This window comes from Chryseobacterium glaciei, from assembly GCF_001648155.1.
GTDB classification, from domain to species: Bacteria; Bacteroidota; Bacteroidia; order Flavobacteriales; family Weeksellaceae; genus Chryseobacterium; species Chryseobacterium glaciei.
On record NZ_CP015199.1, the window covers coordinates 3,377,949 to 3,395,053 of the forward strand.

Sequence of the window (17,105 nt, forward strand, 5' to 3'; positions counted from 1 at the left end):
GTGTGTTTAGTCGCAATTAGTTTTATTGTGTTACCATTTGAAGCGTATTCTTTGAAATCTGTTCCAATAATACACTTTTTTCTTGGTAAAATTTATCAATGTTCTCCATTTTCGCATTTCTCACGGTAAATAAAGATACATTTTTTACAACTTCAGTTTTAAATATTTTCTGAAGTTCTTCATTAAGCTCGTCTATTTTGTCAAATTTATCTTCCAGACATAAAGCTAGTGAAATTGCAGAATTCTGCATCAAAGAAACTTTAATTTTATATTTTGCTAAAAAGCTAAAAACCATACTCATATGATCTTCTGCTACAAAAGAGAAGTCTCTGGTAGAGATTTTTAATAAAGTTTGATGTTCCTTTAAAATATAAGATTCCTGAAATTCGTTTTTGTCTGAAGCGCCTACTTTTGTTCCTCCTTTTGTCGGATCTACGAAAGATTTTACATAAAAAGGAATGTCTTTTTGCTGTAAAGGCTGTAATGTTTTCGGGTGAATGATACTTGCTCCGTAATACGCCATCTCGATTGCCTCTTCATATGATATATTAGAAAGAAGCGTAACATCTTTGAATTTTCTTGGATCTCCCGTCATCACTCCCGGAACGTCTTTCCAGATCGTCATTGCAGATGCATTTAAACAATAAGCAAAGATCGCTGCAGAATAATCTGAACCTTCTCTTCCTAAAGTTACCGTGAAATTATTATCATCAGATCCAATAAAACCTTGCGTTACATAACAGATTTCAGGATTTAAAGTCGACATAAATTCTTCCGTTCTTTTCCAGTCTACATTTCCGTCTCTGTAGGAATTGTCGGTTTTTATATAATCTCTGGCGTCTAACCATTGATTGGTAAACTGTATTTCATTTAAATATTCGCTTACGATTTTTGTAGAGATCATTTCTCCACAACTTACAACCTGATCGTACACGAAATTGTAATTCGGGGATTTACTTCTTCGTAAAAAAGAATCAATATCATCAAAAAATAAATCGATTTCTGCAAAAACTGCATGATTTTCAGGAAATAAGCCTTCCGCGATTTCCATGTGTTTTCGTTTTATCTTTTCAATTTCAGTTTGATAGTTGTCCTTCTTGAAATAAAGTTCTACAACTTTTTCCAATTCATTAGTCGTCTTGCCCATCGCTGAAATTACCAGCAGACATTTGGCAAATCCTTGGCTTTCTAATACCATGGACACATTTTTTACACTTTCAGCATCTTTCACTGATGCTCCACCAAACTTGAAAATTTTCATTAAATTGTTAAAAATAAAATTGTTAGATAAAATTTAATTGAGTTTTTTACGGAGGTCAAAATTATAAATTTACAACGAGATATGAAAGAGCCGAGCGAGTAGACCTACTTAAGATTTTATTAAAATTAAAAATTAACACTATTTATTGAATTTTTCATTCCTTAGTAGGTTAAATTGGTGATTCATTTTCATGTTGAGATTTATGATAAGTACCATTGTTTATGCTGTATAGTTTTGATATACAGCGCTTAATGTATTTTGAAAGAAAATTCTCTATAATGTTGTAAATTTTACGAAATTTGAGCAAAACGTAAAAAGAAAAATATGTCAGATCAACCATTACAGACTTTAGGAGAATTTCTTATTGATAAGCAGGACGATTTCCAGTATTCTACAGGAGAATTTTCACGTCTTTTAAGCGCAATAAGATTAGCTTCAAAAGTAGTAAACAGGGAAGTAAATAAGGCGGGAATTGCAGATATCATCGGAAAAGCAGGAAATGAAAATATTCAGGGAGAAGAGCAGCAGAAACTTGATGTGATCGCCAATGACATTTTTATTACGGCATTGTCTCAAAGAGAAGTAGTTTGTGGTATCGCTTCCGAAGAAAATGACGATTTTATTGACATTAAATGTGGAGAAAACGGGCATTTAAGTAAATATGTTGTATTGATCGATCCTTTGGACGGTTCTTCAAATATTGATGTAAATGTTTCTGTAGGAACTATTTTTTCAATTTACAGAAGGGTAACAGAGCCTGGAACGCCGGTTCAGCTTGAAGATTTTTTACAAAAAGGAATTAATCAGATTGCAGCAGGATACGTTATTTACGGTTCTTCAACGATGATCGTGTACACAACAGGAAATGGCGTGAACGGATTTACATTAGATCCGTCATTAGGTACTTATTATCTTTCTCACCCGAATATGAAATTTCCGGAAACAGGTAAAATTTATTCTATCAACGAAGGAAATTATATAAAATTCCCTCAAGGAGTTAAAAACTATCTTAAATATTGTCAGATGGAAGAAGGTGACAGACCGTATACTTCAAGATATATTGGTTCGTTAGTTGCTGATTTTCATAGAAATATGTTGAAAGGTGGAATTTATATTTATCCATCGTATTCTCAGTCTCCAACGGGTAAATTGAGATTGTTATATGAATGCAATCCAATGGCTTTCCTGGCTGAACAAGCTGGTGGAAAAGCAACAGACGGTTTCAGAAGAATTTTAGAAATTGAGCCGACAGAACTTCATCAAAGAATTCCGTTTTTCTGCGGAAGCGTCAATATGGTTGAAAAAGCAGAAGAATTTATGCGAATTGACAGTGTAAAATAAATGAAAGCAGAATATTTTAAATATTTATTAGAATTCAAGCGCCCGAGTGGAACATCTCGCGGCGTTTTGTATGAAAAGGAAACTTTTATTCTTGAAATTTCAGAAAATGAAAAAAAAGGAGTGGGAGAATGTGCCATTTTCAGAGGATTAAGTTTTGATGACAGACCGGATTATGAAGAGAAACTGCAATGGCTTTGTGAAAATATTCAAAAAGATTCTGAATTTTTAAAGGAAGAATTAAAAGAATTTCCATCCATTTGGTTTGGGTATGAACAATCTGTTTTGAACCTAAAACATGGCGAAAATCTTTATTTTCCAAGTGAATTTACAGAAGGTAAGTCTCCAATAATTATCAACGGCTTGATCTGGATGGGTGACATTCATTATATGGAAGAGCAGATTCAGGAGAAACTTGAAAAAGGCTTTCATTGTATTAAATTAAAAATTGGTGTTGATTGGAAATCCGAACATGAAGTTCTTCAAAAACTAAGAGAAAAGTTCTCGAAAGAGAAATTGGAACTGCGAGTTGATGCAAACGGTGGCTTCAACAAAGAAGAAGCAAAAGTTGTTTTACAGCAATTGGCAGATTTAGATATTCACTCAATTGAGCAACCCATAAAAGCCGGTAATTGGATTGATATGGCAGAATTATGCGCCGAAACACCAACTCCGATCGCATTAGACGAAGAATTAATTGGAATTATTGATTTTAACGAAAAAAAGAAACTTTTACAAACAATAAATCCTCAGTATATCATATTAAAACCAGCTTTGGTTGGAGGTTTTTCCAGTTCTGATGAATGGATTTCTCTTGCGGAAGAACTCAATATTGGTTGGTGGATTACATCAGCTCTTGAAAGTAATATTGGATTGAATGCGATTGCTCAGTATACTTTTACCAAAAAAAATCCAATGCCTCAAGGTTTGGGCACAGGATCTTTGTTTGTCAATAATTTTGAATCCGATTTGGAACTCAGAAATGAGCTGTTATGGTTCAAAATATAACTGAGAAAAGTTTACTAGCATAATGGAGCAGGTGAATCTGGACAGGTAGTATTGCCGCAGTAGTCGGGAGCCCAAGATCTACAGCACATAGCAGCTGGATTCCAATTGTTACATCCAAGAGGTGGTCTTCCTCCTTTAATTGTTTTTAATTTTTCTCTTTGGATTTTTTGTAGATTTTTCATAATGAATACTTTAATTTGATTTGTAAAGTAAATATGAAGGTCTTTTTTTTAATATGCAATATTTTTAACTTTAATTAACACTCTATTGTGTGAAATAAAATATATTGATTCTATTAAATAGTAAAAAAAGATAACTACCAATGCTCTATAAAACATTGGAGTCAAATTAATAACTAAGAATATTTTTTTGAAATAGTAATTTTATAATCGGATAATTTATAGTTTTTGAGTTAATAATCAGTTCGTTAAATCACATCTTTTACAAAAATTGCTTTCTTAATATATTGTAATAAATAAGAAAACTTGCTTTTAACTTTTTTCATGATAAAAAATTTAGTATTTCTCTGTTTAATGATTTTGCAATCTTTATGCCAACATGAGCACTTGTTTTAGGGTTTAACATAAGGCTTTACGATATGATTAATTTTAATGTATTATTGTGAAATAATTGTGAAAATATTTTCGTTATTCTTTAATCTGGTGGTGATTAGATTCCTATCCACACCATATAAATTTTGAAAAATATCATTTTGTACTTGTGAACTGGAGAGATATCCCCAATGATTTCCGATGTCATATTTCAAACCACTCAATACATCATCCTCTACAAAAGTACAGTCGATAATAGAAACAATATCTTTGAATTTTTGAATGTCACTCGGCCCATTTTTGCCTAGTCGTGGTGTTAAAATATTTTTAGTAAACTGCGAAATTCCAAGAATAGTGTCTTTTCTGTTTAAATAAATAGAAATTCGATTCGCCAGCAAAGGAAGTTTATTAAATGAATCTTCAGAGTCCTCAAAAACTTTATAAGTAACATCAGAATTCAATAATAAAACCTGATCGATAACTCTCAAAATATTTTCTTTTTTCAAACTGTACAACATACTTTGAAGCACCCGATTTCCCATAGAATGAGCCATCAAATGAATTCTCTGATTGCAGGGAACGAGATCACGATTCGAAAAAATATCCTTTAAAAATTGAGTATAAAAGTAAAATAATCTCATCAACGAAGCTCCAGAATTAATGCTCGAAGCCTTATCATCAAAATAAGTCATAGGAACAATGCTGCTCGAAGCCGGCCAGCTCACAAATAAAATATGCTGAATAGGCGATGCCGGATTATCAATGAACAATTTTTTAAGATCAACAATTGCTTTCAACTCATCATCAAAATCATAAGCATAGCCATGAATAAATATCAAAACATCACTTCTATCCTTTGTAGAAGACATATCTTTATATAATTCATAGAACATTCTTTGGCTTCCGCCGAGATTATTGGCTGTTAAAGTGGATTTTTTGATGCCCTTTTCATTTAATAAAACGTCCAGAACATCCTGATAACCTTGTTTTTCAGGTTCGGAAAATAGTTTATAGTTTACAATATTTAGGTTGGTGTAGTCTTTTTTCTTTTTTGCTGTAGAAGTAGGTTCCTTATAGTTATCAAAATCACATTTTGCTATCCTGAAATTAGGAATAGAGTATTCATCATTAGAAAATGAATCTACTTTTTCACCTTTATGGCGAACAATTTTTCGATTGCTTAGGATATAAACAGCCATGTTGTTGTTATTTGAGAAACGGGTTCTTAGTTAATTCTAAGTTAAATAAAAATATTGAATTATTAACAATTATAGTTTTAAATTATAATTTCCGTAAACCCTTAAAATTTCCTAAATTTGCAAATTGTTGTATAATGCGACATATAAAGCGAATTTTAATGGAAGAAGAAAAAAAATCTCTCAATTTTATTGAGCAAATTATAGAAGATGATTTGGCAAACGGTCTTAAAAATGATCAGATCCGTTTCCGTTTTCCGCCTGAGCCAAACGGTTATCTGCATGTAGGTCACACAAAAGCGATCTGCATCAACTTCGGTTTGGGTGAAAAATACAATGCTCCCGTAAACCTTCGTTTCGACGATACGAACCCTGAAAAAGAAGAGCAGGAATTTGTAGATTCTATCATGAAAGACGTTGAATGGTTAGGTTTTAAGTGGGATAAAGTTTTGTATGCATCAGACTACTTCCAGCAGCTTTATGATTGGGCAGTTCAGTTGATTAAAGATAAAAAAGCTTATGTTGATGAGCAGCCATCTCAAACCATTACAGAACAAAGAAAAAATCCTGCAGAGCCGGGAGTTGAATCTCCGTTCAGAAATCGTCCTGTAGAAGAATCTTTAGATTTGTTCGAAAGGATGAAAAATGGTGAATTCGAAAGCGGTTCAATGTCTCTTCGTGCAAAAATCGACATGGTTTCGCCAAATATGAATATGCGTGACCCTGTTATGTATAGAATTTTGAATAAACCTCACCACAGAACCGGAACAGATTGGAAAATTTATCCAATGTATGACTGGGCTCATGGTGAATCTGATTATATCGAACAAATTTCGCACTCGCTTTGTTCTTTAGAGTTTGAAAACCACAGACCGCTTTACAACTGGTATTTAGATCAGGTATATGAAGAAGGAAGGGTTAAAAATAAGCAAAGAGAATTTGCAAGGATGAATGTTTCTTACATGATCACTTCCAAAAGGAAATTGCAAAGGCTTGTTGCTGAAAATGCAGTAACCGGATGGGATGATCCAAGAATGCCTACGATTTCCGGAATGAGAAGAAAAGGTTTTACGCCTACTTCCATCAGGAATTTTATTGATAAAGTAGGAGTTGCAAAAAGGGAAAACTTAATTGAAATTCAATTATTGGATTTCTGTGTTCGTGAAGACCTTAATAAAGTAGCTAAACGTGTGATGGCAGTGGTTGATCCAGTCAAATTGGTGATTGAGAACTATCCTGAAGGAAACGAAGAGTGGTTAGAAACTGAAAACAATCCTGAGCAGGAAAATGCAGGAACTAGACAAGTTCCTTTTTCAAGAGAATTATATATTGAGCGTGAAGACTTTAAAGAAGAAGCGAACAATAAATTCTTTAGGTTGAAATTAGGCGGAGAAGTCCGTTTAAAATCTGCTTACATCATCAAAGCTGAAAGAGTGGAGAAGGATGAAAACGGAGAAATCACAACAATTTATGCTTCTTATGACGAAAAATCTAAGTCAGGAAGCGGAACAGAGGAAAGTTTAAGAAAAGTAAAAGGTACGCTGCATTGGGTGTCTGCGAAACACGCACTTCCTGTAGATGTAAGAATTTACAATCATTTATTCACTGTGGAACAGCCTGATGCTGAGAAAGATGTGGATTTTTTGAATTTCATTAATCCTGAATCTGTTTCTACAATTAAAGGTTTTGCTGAACCTAGTTTAAAAGATGTTGCTGTTGGAGAACCTCTTCAATTCCAGAGAATTGGATATTTTACGAAAGATCAGGATTCTACGGATACTACGTTGGTATTCAACCGTACTGTAACACTAAAAGACTCTTATAAGCCGGAGTAAAAATTTATTTATATCAATATAAATGAAACAGGGCTTAATTTTTTAAGTCCTGTTTTTTTGTTTTAAACACTAAAAAAACGAATATTCTCACAAATTGCACAATCCAGATTTTTGTTATTCGTGAAAAAAACTAGAGCCATTAGTGTTTAAACTCAAAGAGCCCCGAAGGGACGACTTAACAAAGAATAGGATAAAATCCTATTTAATTAAAAAGAAAAATCGTGAAATTAATAAACATATATACAAATTCATTCAAAGGACTTTCCGAGGAAAGTTGGATGCTCGCGTTGGTAATGCTCATCAACCGTGCGGGCTCTATGGTACTTCCGTTTTTGGGAGTTTACATGACGAGCCATTTACATTTTAGCATAGAAAATACAGGAATTGTTTTAAGCTTTTTCGGAATCGGATCTGTAATTGGATCTTGGTTGGGAGGATTTATAACGGATAGAATAGGGGAGTATAAAGTTCAGTATATGAGCTTGTTATTAAGTGTACCGTTGTTTTGTTTAATTCCAATTTTTAAAACAGAAGTTGGAGTGGCAGCAATCATTTTACTGCAAAGTATTGTAAGTGATACATTTCGTCCTGCCAACTCGGTGGCGATTACAAAATATGCAAAACCCGAAAATATAACGAGAGCATTTTCATTGAACCGTATGGCGGTCAATTTGGGATTCTCCGTTGGCCCTGCTTTGGGAGGGATTTTATCTGCTATTTCTTACAATTTTTTATTTTACAGTAATGCTTTAGCGGCTTTACTGGCTGGGATATTGTACATTTCTTTCTTTTATAAACGAAATAAATTAGCAAAAGTAAAAATCACAAAAGTGAAAGAAGCAATTGAGGTTAAAAAAGAAAACTCGCCTTATCGAGATGGTAAGTTCTTGATCTACTGTTTCTTTTGCTTGCTATTTTCGATGTGCTTTTTTCAGTTATTTAGCACGTTGACAATATTTTACAAAGATGTTGCAAAGCTGAGCCAGGAAAATATCGGTTACATTTTAGGATATAGCGGTTTTCTTATCGTTTTACTCGAAATGGGATTTGTACAGATTGCTGAAAAGTATTTTAATCTGGCTTTTACCATGCTTTTCGGGACTTTCATTTGTGGAATTGCCTATGCAATGATGGCTTTTGATTATAGCATAATCACGTTGATCATCTCGATGACAGTACTTTGTATCGGAGAAATTTGGACGTTGCCTTTCATGTCAACAATCACAGCAAAACGTTCCGGAAAAAATAATAAAGGAGCTTATATGGGCCTGAACGGGATTTCTTTTTCTGCAGCATTCATCATTACTCCGTATTTGGGAACTTTGCTGGCCGAGAAGTTTGGATTTAATGCTTTGTGGATCGGAACCGGAGTTTTAGCAACATTTATTGCAATCGCATTTTACTTTATTGTTCCTTGGATGTTGAAAGATAATAGAGAACTTGATGAAGTAATATAAATATTTACAAGATTAGGTTTAATTAATAGTATATTCTCCGAGACAGTTATCTGTTTTGGAGAATGTTTTTTATAATCATTTCTGCATGAATTCTTGAATTCTCTATAAACCAAAGATGCGTGTCTTTTCCGCCACAGACAACGCCTGCCAAATAAAGATTTTTGATATTTGTTTCCATTGTTTCCGCATGATAGATCGGGTTTAAACAATCTCCCTGCAAATCAATTCCTGAATTTTTTAAAAATTCAAAGTCAGGAAGATAGCCTGTCATCGCCAACACAAAATCATTTTCAATTTCATGAATTTGTCCGTTTTCGTCTTTAAAAATAACGGAGCTTTTCTTTATTTCAATAATTTCAGAATTAAAATGAGCAGTAATATTTCCTTCAGCTATTCTGTTTTCAATATCAGGTTTCACCCAATATTTTACATTTTTAGATATTTCAGAATGACGAATAATCATCGTGACTTCAGCTCCTTTTCTATACGTTTCCAACGCTGCATCTACAGATGAATTGCTAGAGCCCACAACTACAATTTTTTGCTTTGCATAAGGATAAGGTTCAGTATAATAATGTTTTACTTTTTTCAGATTTTCCCCAGGAATATCCATCAGATTTGGAATATCATAGAATCCTGTTGAGATAATTACATTTTTAGCTAAATATTCTCTTTTAGAAGTTTTAACTTTAAAAATATCATCATTTTTAGAAACATTTAGAACTTTTTCATACAGATTAATATTGATATTTTTCTGTCTTGCAATTCCTTGATAATATTCCAAAGCATCTTGTCTTCCTGGTTTTGGAGAGGTTGTAATAAATAGAATTTCGTCGATTTCTAGCTTTTCAGCAGTTGAAAAAAATCGCATATATAAAGGATAATTGTATAAAGAATTTACAATGGTTCCTTTTTCTATAATTAAATAATTCAGGTTGTTTTTTTTAGCTTCAAGAGCGCAATTAAGTCCAATCGGACCGGCTCCAACAATAAGAATATCTAGAATTTCCATATAACAAATGTACGAAAAAGTGCTAAGCAGAAAGCTTTAAGCCCTAAGCTAAAAACTATATTCACAATAATTAAAGTCTATCCAAACTCTAAAATCCTCAAACCGTCAAACTCAGATCTGGCATCACTTTTGGTCATTTTCATTAATTACTATTAAAAAATGAAAAAAATATTACTATCCATATTCGTTGTAAGTCTTGTGGCTTGTAAAAAAGAATCGAGCAAACCTGCTGACCACAAGGTTGATTCTACAACTCAAACGACTGTCCAAACTTCAAATCCTAGTCAGACTATCATAACCAGAGAAGAAATCATAAAAGAAGCTAATGACGAGGTCTTGAAAACCCTTAAAAATAAAGATTATAAAAGATTTGCAGAATTTATTCATCCTGAAAAAGGAGTTAGATTTTCAATGTATGCTTTCGTAGATCCAAAAGAGGATAAGCAATTTTCCAAAACTGATTTTGAAAAATATCAACCAACGAAAACTCTTTTCACTTGGGGGTCTTATGACGGTTCGGGAGATCCTTATAGAGCAACAATTAATGACTATTTAGGAAAATGGGTGTTCTCAAAAGACTTTACTGCGTCTCAATTTTCTTTGGATAAATTTCAGGGTGGTGGAAATTCTTTAAACAATTTAGAAAAAACGTATCCTAAACTTAATTTCACGGAAAATTATATCAAAGGCACCGAAAAAAATGGCGAAATGGATTGGAAAACACTTCGTTTTGTATTTGAAGAATTTAAAGGAAAGTATTATTTAGTTGGAGTGATTAACGACCAATGGACTATTTAATTTTTTTTGATATAAACGCAAAGTTTTTAATTAGACCCTATTTATTTTAAGGAAGCTAAGAAAGGCGATAAAGTCGCTGATGAAGTAAGCTTAATCAAATCAATGAAATTGATTAGTTTCTTTGCCTTCTTAAAAAAGGAGTATTATGAATAAATCTTTGCGTCAAAAAATTATAAAATCTCAACCAATTTTTTTGTAAGATTCTTTCTTGAAAACTGTTCAATATTTTGAGTGGTTTCAAGAAGGTTTCCATTTTTCCACAATCCAAATTTCTCTAAAATAAAGTTTTTTATTGATTCGGAATCTCGATAGCTAAAATGTTTTCCTGCATTGGTTTCATTTAAGATTTTTGAAACATCCGCCTGATCAGGACCAAAAGAAATAATCTGTTTTCCTGTAGCTAAATATTCAAATATTTTCCCCGGAATAATTCCTTTCGAAGATTCATTAGGGAAATTTGTAATTAAAAGTATATCAGAATTTTGCATTTCTATGATCGCTTTGTCATGAGAAATATATCCTAAATTTAAAATATGATTTTTTAAACCAGAATTTTCAATTGTATTTAAAATTTTATCATCAATTCTTCCCACAAATTTCAATGAAAAGTTTTCAGCAAAATCGGAATGAGTTTTCACTAAATCATCAAGAGCTTTCCAAAGATTTTCAGGATTTCTGAGCTGTTCTAAAACTCCAATATAGCTTAATGTGAATTTTTGTTTGAAGGTTTGAGAGTTTGAGGATTTGTGAGTTTGAGAAGCATCTGTTTCATCAAAACCATTCGTAATACAAACTGCATTCGCTCCGTTTTTACGAAAATTTTCAGCGTCGGTATAACTTGTAGCTAAAGTAATATCAGCGTTTTTGAAAACATTACTTTCTAATTGTCGATGCTTTTTGTCGGAACTTTTGGTTAGTTTTAAATGATTATAATAAGAAATTTCCGTCCAAGGATCACGGAAATCAGCGATCCATTTCAGATTAGGAAGTTTCTTTTTTAAATTTAAACCAATCAAATGCAAAGAATGTGGAGGTCCCGAAGTAACCACAACATCAATTTTATTTTCTTTTAAATATTGTTGTAAAAATTTTACGGAAGGTTTTACCCAAAAAACTCTGGCATCAGGAATGAAAAAATTTCCTCGTACCCAAATCGAAAGTTTAGATTTCCAGCTTTGGTTTTTACCGACATCAAACTGTCCGGCTTTAAACTTCTTATTACTTTTATTAAGCTTTTCAGCGAGTTGATAAGGTTCCCAAATCTTTGTTTTAACGATGTCAATATTCTCAGGAATATCTTTCAGCAAACTTTCGTCCAACAAAGGATAACTCGGATTTTCAGGGGTGAAAATAATAGGTTTCCATCCAAATTCGGGTAAATATTTTGCAAATTTCAACCATCTTTGAACACCGGGACCTCCTGCAGGAGGCCAGTAATAGGTAATGATTAATATTTTTTTTTGTTCCATTTATATTGGAGTATTTTGTCATTCCGTAGGAATCTAGATAACGTTTTTAAAATCGCTTAGATTCCTACGGAATGACAAAATTGAGGTTAAACTTTTTCTATTAGAACTTCCTTCTTCTTATTTTTATTCATCCAATAAATTCCAAATCCACTTAATAGGATGAATAACCCAAAGCTAAGTAAAGAGATCCATTTTCCAGTCTCAATAACTTCAGGTTCGAAGATCATTCTGATGTTATGTTTTCCTGCAGGAACATGTACTGCACGAAGTAAATAATCAGCTTTGATGTAAGGAACTTCCTTGTCGTCTACAAACATTTTCCAGCCGTGAGGATAGTAAATTTCAGAGAATACTGCTAACTGAGGAGTTTTAGATTCTGATTTGAATTCTAACTCATTAGGCTGATATTTCGTTAAATTAATAAACGCTGTCGGATCTGCCTGAACAGGCTTATTATTAAAATATTCTTTATCTGAAGAAGCAATAACGGCTGTTTTCTTACTGTCAATTACTCCAATTGATTTAATTTCTTGGTTTGGACTGTTCACAAATTTCAAGTCGCTCACAAACCATGCATTTCCGTTAGCTTTTGGGTTTGGCATTGCCTGAGGATGTTCCGGATCGCCTGCAACCCAATATTTGGCGTTCAGTAAATTAAGAACATTTGGAAGTTTCACAGAATCCATTACCTGAAAATATTCATTGATAACATCATCGTATCTTCTCAATTTTACGGCATGATAACCTCCGATTGAAGATTTAAAATAAGACGTATTGGTCTCGCTGAATGTTCCTAAAAGATTGTTGAAAATCCTGTAATGTGTTTTATCTTTTTCAGCAATCGTTTCCAATGTTTTGTTGATCTGAACATTGGCTAAAATTGATCCTAAATTAGGATTAGCCTGTACTTTTTCAGCCAAAAGATCTGAACTTTCTGTCTGGAAAGGGTTTTCAGCAAAAACTTTATCTACATAGTTTTCATCATTCAAATAACGTTTGTTTACTGTCCAAAGATCGAATAAACTCACGACTCCAAGGATGATCAAAGCAATATTCTGATTTAATTTTTTCTTTAAAACCATAAATAAAGCTCCTGCTGCGATAGCAACATAAATAAATGCTTTAATAGCATCAATTCTGAACAATTTGAATCTTTCATCCACCATAAAATCCAATAGGAAAGGCGGGAAATATAATTTTTCGTTTTCTGTATAAAATCCTAATAAAGATTTTCCGAAAATTAATAGAATTAATAAAAATCCTAACGTTCCACCGCCTACATAAAGAAGAATTTTCTTTTTGTATTCTTCCGTTAATTTTTCGTCTGTAAAGAATCTGTACAGTCCAATAATAGCGATTAAAGGAAATAAAAGTTCTACGATAACTAAAATCGAAGATGGTGCTCTGAATTTATTGTAAATAGGAACGAAGTCTATAAAGAAGTCTGATAAAGGCATAAAGTTGCTTCCCCAAGCCAATAAAACGGTAAGGATTGAAGCTCCTAAAATCCAGTAACGGTATTTTTTCCAAGCAAAAAAGAATCCTAATAAAGCTAAGAAACAAACAATTGCTCCTTGATAAGCCGGTCCTGAAGTTCCCGGTTGGTCGCCCCAATACGTTACGCTTCCGAAGCCTTTAGAAACACGATCCATTTCAGCTTGTGAGGTCACATTTTCCTGAACAAGTTCCTGAACTTTATTCATGATGTCTTTAGCTTCAGGTTCCTGGCTTCCACCACCCATCAATCTTGGGATGAAAAGGTTTAGAGTTTCCAGTCTTCCGTAGCTCCACATCAGCATACTTTCTTTATCCATTCCGGATTTTCCTGAAGTATGAGTGTCGTTATCTAAGATTTGTTTTCCACGAACGGTTTCTTTTACATACTCCGCATTGGCCATAATTCTTTGAGAATTCATTCCAACTCCGATGACACAGGCAGCAGCAATAATTCCCGAAGAAATTAAGAAATGCTTCATCGGTGTTTTCTTTTGAATGGCTCGGATTAATTCAGATAAGAATAAAAATCCTAGCGCAATGAAAAGATAATACGTCATCTGTGGATGGTTTGCCGCTATCTGAAGTCCCATAAATAGGGTAGTGACGATGAATCCCCAAATGTAACTTTTCCTGATATAGACGAGCAAAATCCCTGCTAAAAGTGGCGCGAAATATTCAATAGTATTCACTTTACCATTGTGTCCCGCGGCGATAATAATATAAAAATAGGTCGAAAGTCCGAAGAAAGTAGCTCCTAATAAAGCATACTTCCAGTTTCTGACCGCAACCATTCCTAAAAGGAAAAATCCCGCAAAAAGTAAGAAAAGATAATTAACAGGTCTTGGGAAAAAATTCAGATTACTATCAATTTTTTTGATGATATCTCCTTTGAACTGGCTTCCCATCTGATAAGTTGGCATTCCACCAAACATGGAATCACTCCAATATGTTTCATCTCCAGTGTTTGCTCTGTAGTCCAGAAGTTCTTTTGCACCTCCTCTGTACTGAACAATGTCATGCTGGAAAAGCTGTTTTCCTGTAAACACAGGTGTGGAATATAAAAATGCTAAAACTATAAATACAACTAATGAAGCTGCAATATAAATTAAGTTTTTATTTTTCGCCATTTCGGTTATTATCTTTTATTTTCTTGGGTAAATTTTACCTTTTGTCTTTATTTTCTTTTACCTCTTCATAGTCCACGGTTTCTGCATCCCAGTGGAGCTTCGGGTTTGTATCCTTGTTCGAACTATTGGTATTCTGCTGATTACTATTTTGTTTGATATTTTTAAACAAATAACTGTAGAATGTTTTAAAAAATAATCTTTTCAAAATATTCCAGACAAAGAAAATAATAATCGCGGTGAGTACTAACTCAAGAATAAACTTCATAATATTTTTATTTAAGATTCTAAGTTTAAAGCTAAAAGTTTGTTGAGGTTTATTTTAATTATAAAAAAAACACTCAATTTCTCCAACGCTCTATCCTAAAACTTACTTCATTTTATTTTGCAGAAGGATTTACCATTACAGAAGATTTTGAAACACTTTTCATAGACTGAGACTGTTTTCCATCTGAAATTGTTTCAATCTGAGTAGTTTCTACATTAATTTTCTGGTTGGTGATCCATCCTGTACTTTGATCAAATTTAATGATTCCGTCCTGTACAAGCTCGCTGCTTAAACTATGCGTGATCTTATCCTGAGCTTTTTTCTCAGTTTTCTTAGGAATTCCGCCTGTTACAGAAATTTCTGCGATACCGTTTCCTACACTTTTCAATACATAGTTTGAAGTCACTTTAACGGCTCCGCTTGCATCTGCATTTTCAGAATTAGTCCATTTTTCACCAATTTTAGCTCCTTTTTTAGGAATAATTGTAAGGTTTTTGTTGAACTGATCTTTCAATACCTTTTCATTAAAGCTTTGTTTAAGACTTGCAACAACGCTTTCTTTTTGGTTTTTATCTTTAATAAGAGTACCTACAGCATTAGAAACTTTAGTGTAAACCGCATCGAAACCTGTAATCGAAAGTACATTTCCTTTCGTATCCATTTTCATGTTCAGTTTATTGCTTGTAAGAGCTTTGTTGATATTCCAGATCATTTTCAGATCATCCTCTTTTGGAATTGGAAGTTTTGTATCTACTACAATTGTCTTTCCGTCAGCTGTTTGTGAATTTCTTTTTCCGATAAGATTAAGAGTCAAATCATAAACATTTCCTTTGATATCATTAACGGTAAAAGTCATTTCGTCAGTAGATTCACTTGTTCCGTTAAGAGATTTTCCTTGAGGATCTGTCATCGTTTTTACATCTCTCTGATACGTTGTAAGAGGATATGTTTTTCCTTTTTCAAGTTTAAAAGTTTGAGTGTAAATACCTGCAGAGTCCTTAATTGCAGGGTTTTCTGAAACTTTAGCTACAGAATCAGCAGGAACTTCAACGGTAATTGTTTTTCCTGTTTTCGGATCTACTTTTGTTACAGTCGTTGTTTCTTTTTTACAAGAAACTAAAGCTATAGATGATATAAGCGCAAGCGCTGCAATGTTCTTCATTTGAATTGATTTTGAATGTGTTATCGATTAATTTACTTTCATTAATTTCTGTCTTGTTGCTTCATATAAAATCGCTCCACAAGCAACAGAAACGTTTAGAGATTGTGTTTTTCCTTCAATTGGTAATTTTATTTTTTCGTCCGAATGATGCAGAACTTCTTTAGAAATTCCGGTTTCTTCATTACCCATTACGATTGCGCAAGGTTCTGTGAAGCTTACATCATAGATCAGTTTTTGAGCTTTTTCGGTGGCTGCAAATACGGAAATTCCGCTTTGTTGAAGATAATCTACAACGTGCGCTAAATTTGGTTCTTTACAGATTTTGATATTATAAAGTGCTCCTGCAGATGTTTTTATAGCATCAGAGTTGATGGGTGCGCCTCCCTTTTCAGGAATAATAATAGCGTCAATTCCTACACATTCTGCAGTTCTACAGATTGCTCCGAAATTTCTAACGTCAGTTAATCTGTCCAATATCAATAAAAATGGAGTTTTTCCTTCTTCAAATAATTGAGGGACAATATCTTCCACTCTGTGAAACGGAACATCCGAAATAAAAGCTACAACACCCTGGTGATTTTTTCTTGTAAAACGATTCAGTTTTTCAACCGGCACGTAGTTTGGACGTAATTTATTTTTAGCTAAAATTGTTTTCAGTTCGGCATAAATATCGCCTTGCAATGCATTTTGTACAAAGATCTTGTCAATAGTTTTCCCTGCTTCAATAGCTTCAATTACGGGACGAAGCCCGAAAATAAAATCGTCTTTTTTATCGTTATTATTATCCATTAATGTTCTTGTATAAATTGTTCTCCGGAATAATATCCGTAAATAATGTTTTCTTCTAAAAGTGAAGCCTTACCTTGAAATGTCACTTTGCCTTTTAAATCTGTCCAAATTAATGTGAACATATTATTATTAATAGTAGGTTGGATTTCAAGATTGGTTATGATAGCTTCTTGTCCGTTTTCAATCCAAGATGTAATAAATGTTCCGACAAATCCAGAACCTTGGTCAATTCTGTTTGTACTTTCTGAGGAAATAATATTTCCATAATTGTTAAAGTACTCACCAAGTAAATTACCAGCACTTGTGAGTCTAAAATGAAAACTACCACGGACAGACATAT

At 33.2% G+C, this 17,105-nt stretch carries 15 protein-coding genes; 5 read left to right on the forward strand and 10 right to left on the reverse strand.

What is annotated here, in order from left to right:
• Positions 1-22: 22 nt before the first annotated feature.
• On the reverse strand, positions 23-1,261 hold the full coding sequence (locus A0O34_RS15240; protein ID WP_066756258.1) for an aspartate kinase: 1,239 nt from the start codon (positions 1,259-1,261) through the stop codon (positions 23-25).
• Between the two features lie 324 nt (positions 1,262-1,585).
• Here A0O34_RS15240 and fbp point away from each other — a divergent pair, with 324 nt between their 5' ends.
• Positions 1,586-2,602 (forward strand): class 1 fructose-bisphosphatase, encoded by a 1,017-nt coding sequence (gene fbp / locus A0O34_RS15245; protein ID WP_066756262.1) that lies wholly within the window; start codon positions 1,586-1,588, stop codon positions 2,600-2,602.
• Positions 2,603-3,607: an o-succinylbenzoate synthase gene (locus A0O34_RS15250; RefSeq protein ID WP_066756265.1), complete on the forward strand. Its 1,005-nt coding sequence runs from the start codon at positions 2,603-2,605 to the stop codon at positions 3,605-3,607. It abuts the gene before it with no gap.
• A gap of 14 nt (positions 3,608-3,621) precedes the next feature.
• Here A0O34_RS15250 and A0O34_RS22810 read toward each other — a convergent pair whose 3' ends face one another.
• Both A0O34_RS22810 and A0O34_RS15255 read right to left on the reverse strand, forming a co-directional pair.
• Entirely contained in the window at positions 3,622-3,789 is a 168-nt protein-coding gene (locus tag A0O34_RS22810; protein WP_418219358.1) for a bacteriocin-like protein, read from the reverse strand.
• A 434-nt stretch (positions 3,790-4,223) separates the two neighbouring features.
• Positions 4,224-5,357, reverse strand: a complete 1,134-nt coding sequence (locus A0O34_RS15255) for an alpha/beta hydrolase (protein ID WP_066756268.1) — start codon at positions 5,355-5,357, stop codon at positions 4,224-4,226.
• Between the two features lie 158 nt (positions 5,358-5,515).
• Between A0O34_RS15255 and A0O34_RS15260 the strand changes: the two genes are divergently transcribed.
• Both A0O34_RS15260 and A0O34_RS15265 read left to right on the forward strand, forming a co-directional pair.
• Positions 5,516-7,189 (forward strand): glutamine--tRNA ligase/YqeY domain fusion protein, encoded by a 1,674-nt coding sequence (locus tag A0O34_RS15260; RefSeq protein WP_066756271.1) that lies wholly within the window; start codon positions 5,516-5,518, stop codon positions 7,187-7,189.
• A 218-nt stretch (positions 7,190-7,407) separates the two neighbouring features.
• Complete coding sequence (locus tag A0O34_RS15265; protein WP_472266221.1) at positions 7,408-8,646, forward strand: MFS transporter; 1,239 nt, start codon at positions 7,408-7,410, stop codon at positions 8,644-8,646.
• Positions 8,647-8,692: 46 nt separating this feature from the next.
• On the opposite strand, the gene A0O34_RS15270 is transcribed toward A0O34_RS15265, so the two are convergent.
• Positions 8,693-9,658, reverse strand: a complete 966-nt coding sequence (locus tag A0O34_RS15270) for a YpdA family putative bacillithiol disulfide reductase (RefSeq protein WP_066756275.1) — start codon at positions 9,656-9,658, stop codon at positions 8,693-8,695.
• 159 nt (positions 9,659-9,817) lie between these two features.
• On the opposite strand from A0O34_RS15270, the gene A0O34_RS15275 reads away from it, so the two are divergent.
• Complete coding sequence (locus A0O34_RS15275; protein ID WP_066756278.1) at positions 9,818-10,456, forward strand: hypothetical protein; 639 nt, start codon at positions 9,818-9,820, stop codon at positions 10,454-10,456.
• A 170-nt stretch (positions 10,457-10,626) separates the two neighbouring features.
• Here the strand turns inward: A0O34_RS15275 and A0O34_RS15280 are convergent, their stop codons facing one another.
• The 6 genes from A0O34_RS15280 to A0O34_RS15305 form a co-directional block, all read right to left on the reverse strand.
• Positions 10,627-11,925, reverse strand: coding sequence for a glycosyltransferase family 4 protein (locus A0O34_RS15280; protein WP_066756280.1), 1,299 nt, complete (start codon positions 11,923-11,925; stop codon positions 10,627-10,629).
• Positions 11,926-12,011: 86 nt separating this feature from the next.
• Complete coding sequence (locus tag A0O34_RS15285; protein ID WP_066756282.1) at positions 12,012-14,549, reverse strand: YfhO family protein; 2,538 nt, start codon at positions 14,547-14,549, stop codon at positions 12,012-12,014.
• Between the two features lie 34 nt (positions 14,550-14,583).
• Positions 14,584-14,814: a hypothetical protein gene (locus A0O34_RS15290; RefSeq protein WP_066756285.1), complete on the reverse strand. Its 231-nt coding sequence runs from the start codon at positions 14,812-14,814 to the stop codon at positions 14,584-14,586.
• Positions 14,815-14,926: 112 nt separating this feature from the next.
• A complete protein-coding gene (locus A0O34_RS15295) occupies positions 14,927-15,976 on the reverse strand; it encodes a DUF6263 family protein (RefSeq protein ID WP_066756286.1) in 1,050 nt (349 codons plus the stop codon).
• Positions 15,977-16,003: 27 nt separating this feature from the next.
• Positions 16,004-16,765, reverse strand: coding sequence for a 23S rRNA (guanosine(2251)-2'-O)-methyltransferase RlmB (gene rlmB, locus A0O34_RS15300; RefSeq protein WP_066756289.1), 762 nt, complete (start codon positions 16,763-16,765; stop codon positions 16,004-16,006).
• Positions 16,765-17,103, reverse strand: coding sequence for a hypothetical protein (locus A0O34_RS15305; RefSeq protein ID WP_066756292.1), 339 nt, complete (start codon positions 17,101-17,103; stop codon positions 16,765-16,767). The genes rlmB and A0O34_RS15305 overlap by 1 nt, the downstream gene beginning before the upstream one ends.
• Between the last annotated feature and the right edge of the window lie 2 nt (positions 17,104-17,105).

Coding starts and splice junctions, on each gene's coding strand:
- A0O34_RS15240 (WP_066756258.1), bottom strand. CDS start 1,261: ATGAAAATTTTCAAGTTTGGTGGAGCATCAGTGAAAGATGCTGAAAGT.
- fbp (WP_066756262.1), top strand. CDS start 1,586: ATGTCAGATCAACCATTACAGACTTTAGGAGAATTTCTTATTGATAAG.
- A0O34_RS15250 (WP_066756265.1), top strand. CDS start 2,603: ATGAAAGCAGAATATTTTAAATATTTATTAGAATTCAAGCGCCCGAGT.
- A0O34_RS22810 (WP_418219358.1), bottom strand. CDS start 3,789: ATGAAAAATCTACAAAAAATCCAAAGAGAAAAATTAAAAACAATTAAA.
- A0O34_RS15255 (WP_066756268.1), bottom strand. CDS start 5,357: ATGGCTGTTTATATCCTAAGCAATCGAAAAATTGTTCGCCATAAAGGT.
- A0O34_RS15260 (WP_066756271.1), top strand. CDS start 5,516: ATGGAAGAAGAAAAAAAATCTCTCAATTTTATTGAGCAAATTATAGAA.
- A0O34_RS15270 (WP_066756275.1), bottom strand. CDS start 9,658: ATGGAAATTCTAGATATTCTTATTGTTGGAGCCGGTCCGATTGGACTT.
- A0O34_RS15275 (WP_066756278.1), top strand. CDS start 9,818: ATGAAAAAAATATTACTATCCATATTCGTTGTAAGTCTTGTGGCTTGT.
- A0O34_RS15280 (WP_066756280.1), bottom strand. CDS start 11,925: ATGGAACAAAAAAAAATATTAATCATTACCTATTACTGGCCTCCTGCA.
- A0O34_RS15285 (WP_066756282.1), bottom strand. CDS start 14,549: ATGGCGAAAAATAAAAACTTAATTTATATTGCAGCTTCATTAGTTGTA.
- A0O34_RS15290 (WP_066756285.1), bottom strand. CDS start 14,814: ATGAAGTTTATTCTTGAGTTAGTACTCACCGCGATTATTATTTTCTTT.
- A0O34_RS15295 (WP_066756286.1), bottom strand. CDS start 15,976: ATGAAGAACATTGCAGCGCTTGCGCTTATATCATCTATAGCTTTAGTT.
- rlmB (WP_066756289.1), bottom strand. CDS start 16,765: ATGGATAATAATAACGATAAAAAAGACGATTTTATTTTCGGGCTTCGT.
- A0O34_RS15305 (WP_066756292.1), bottom strand. CDS start 17,103: ATGTCTGTCCGTGGTAGTTTTCATTTTAGACTCACAAGTGCTGGTAAT.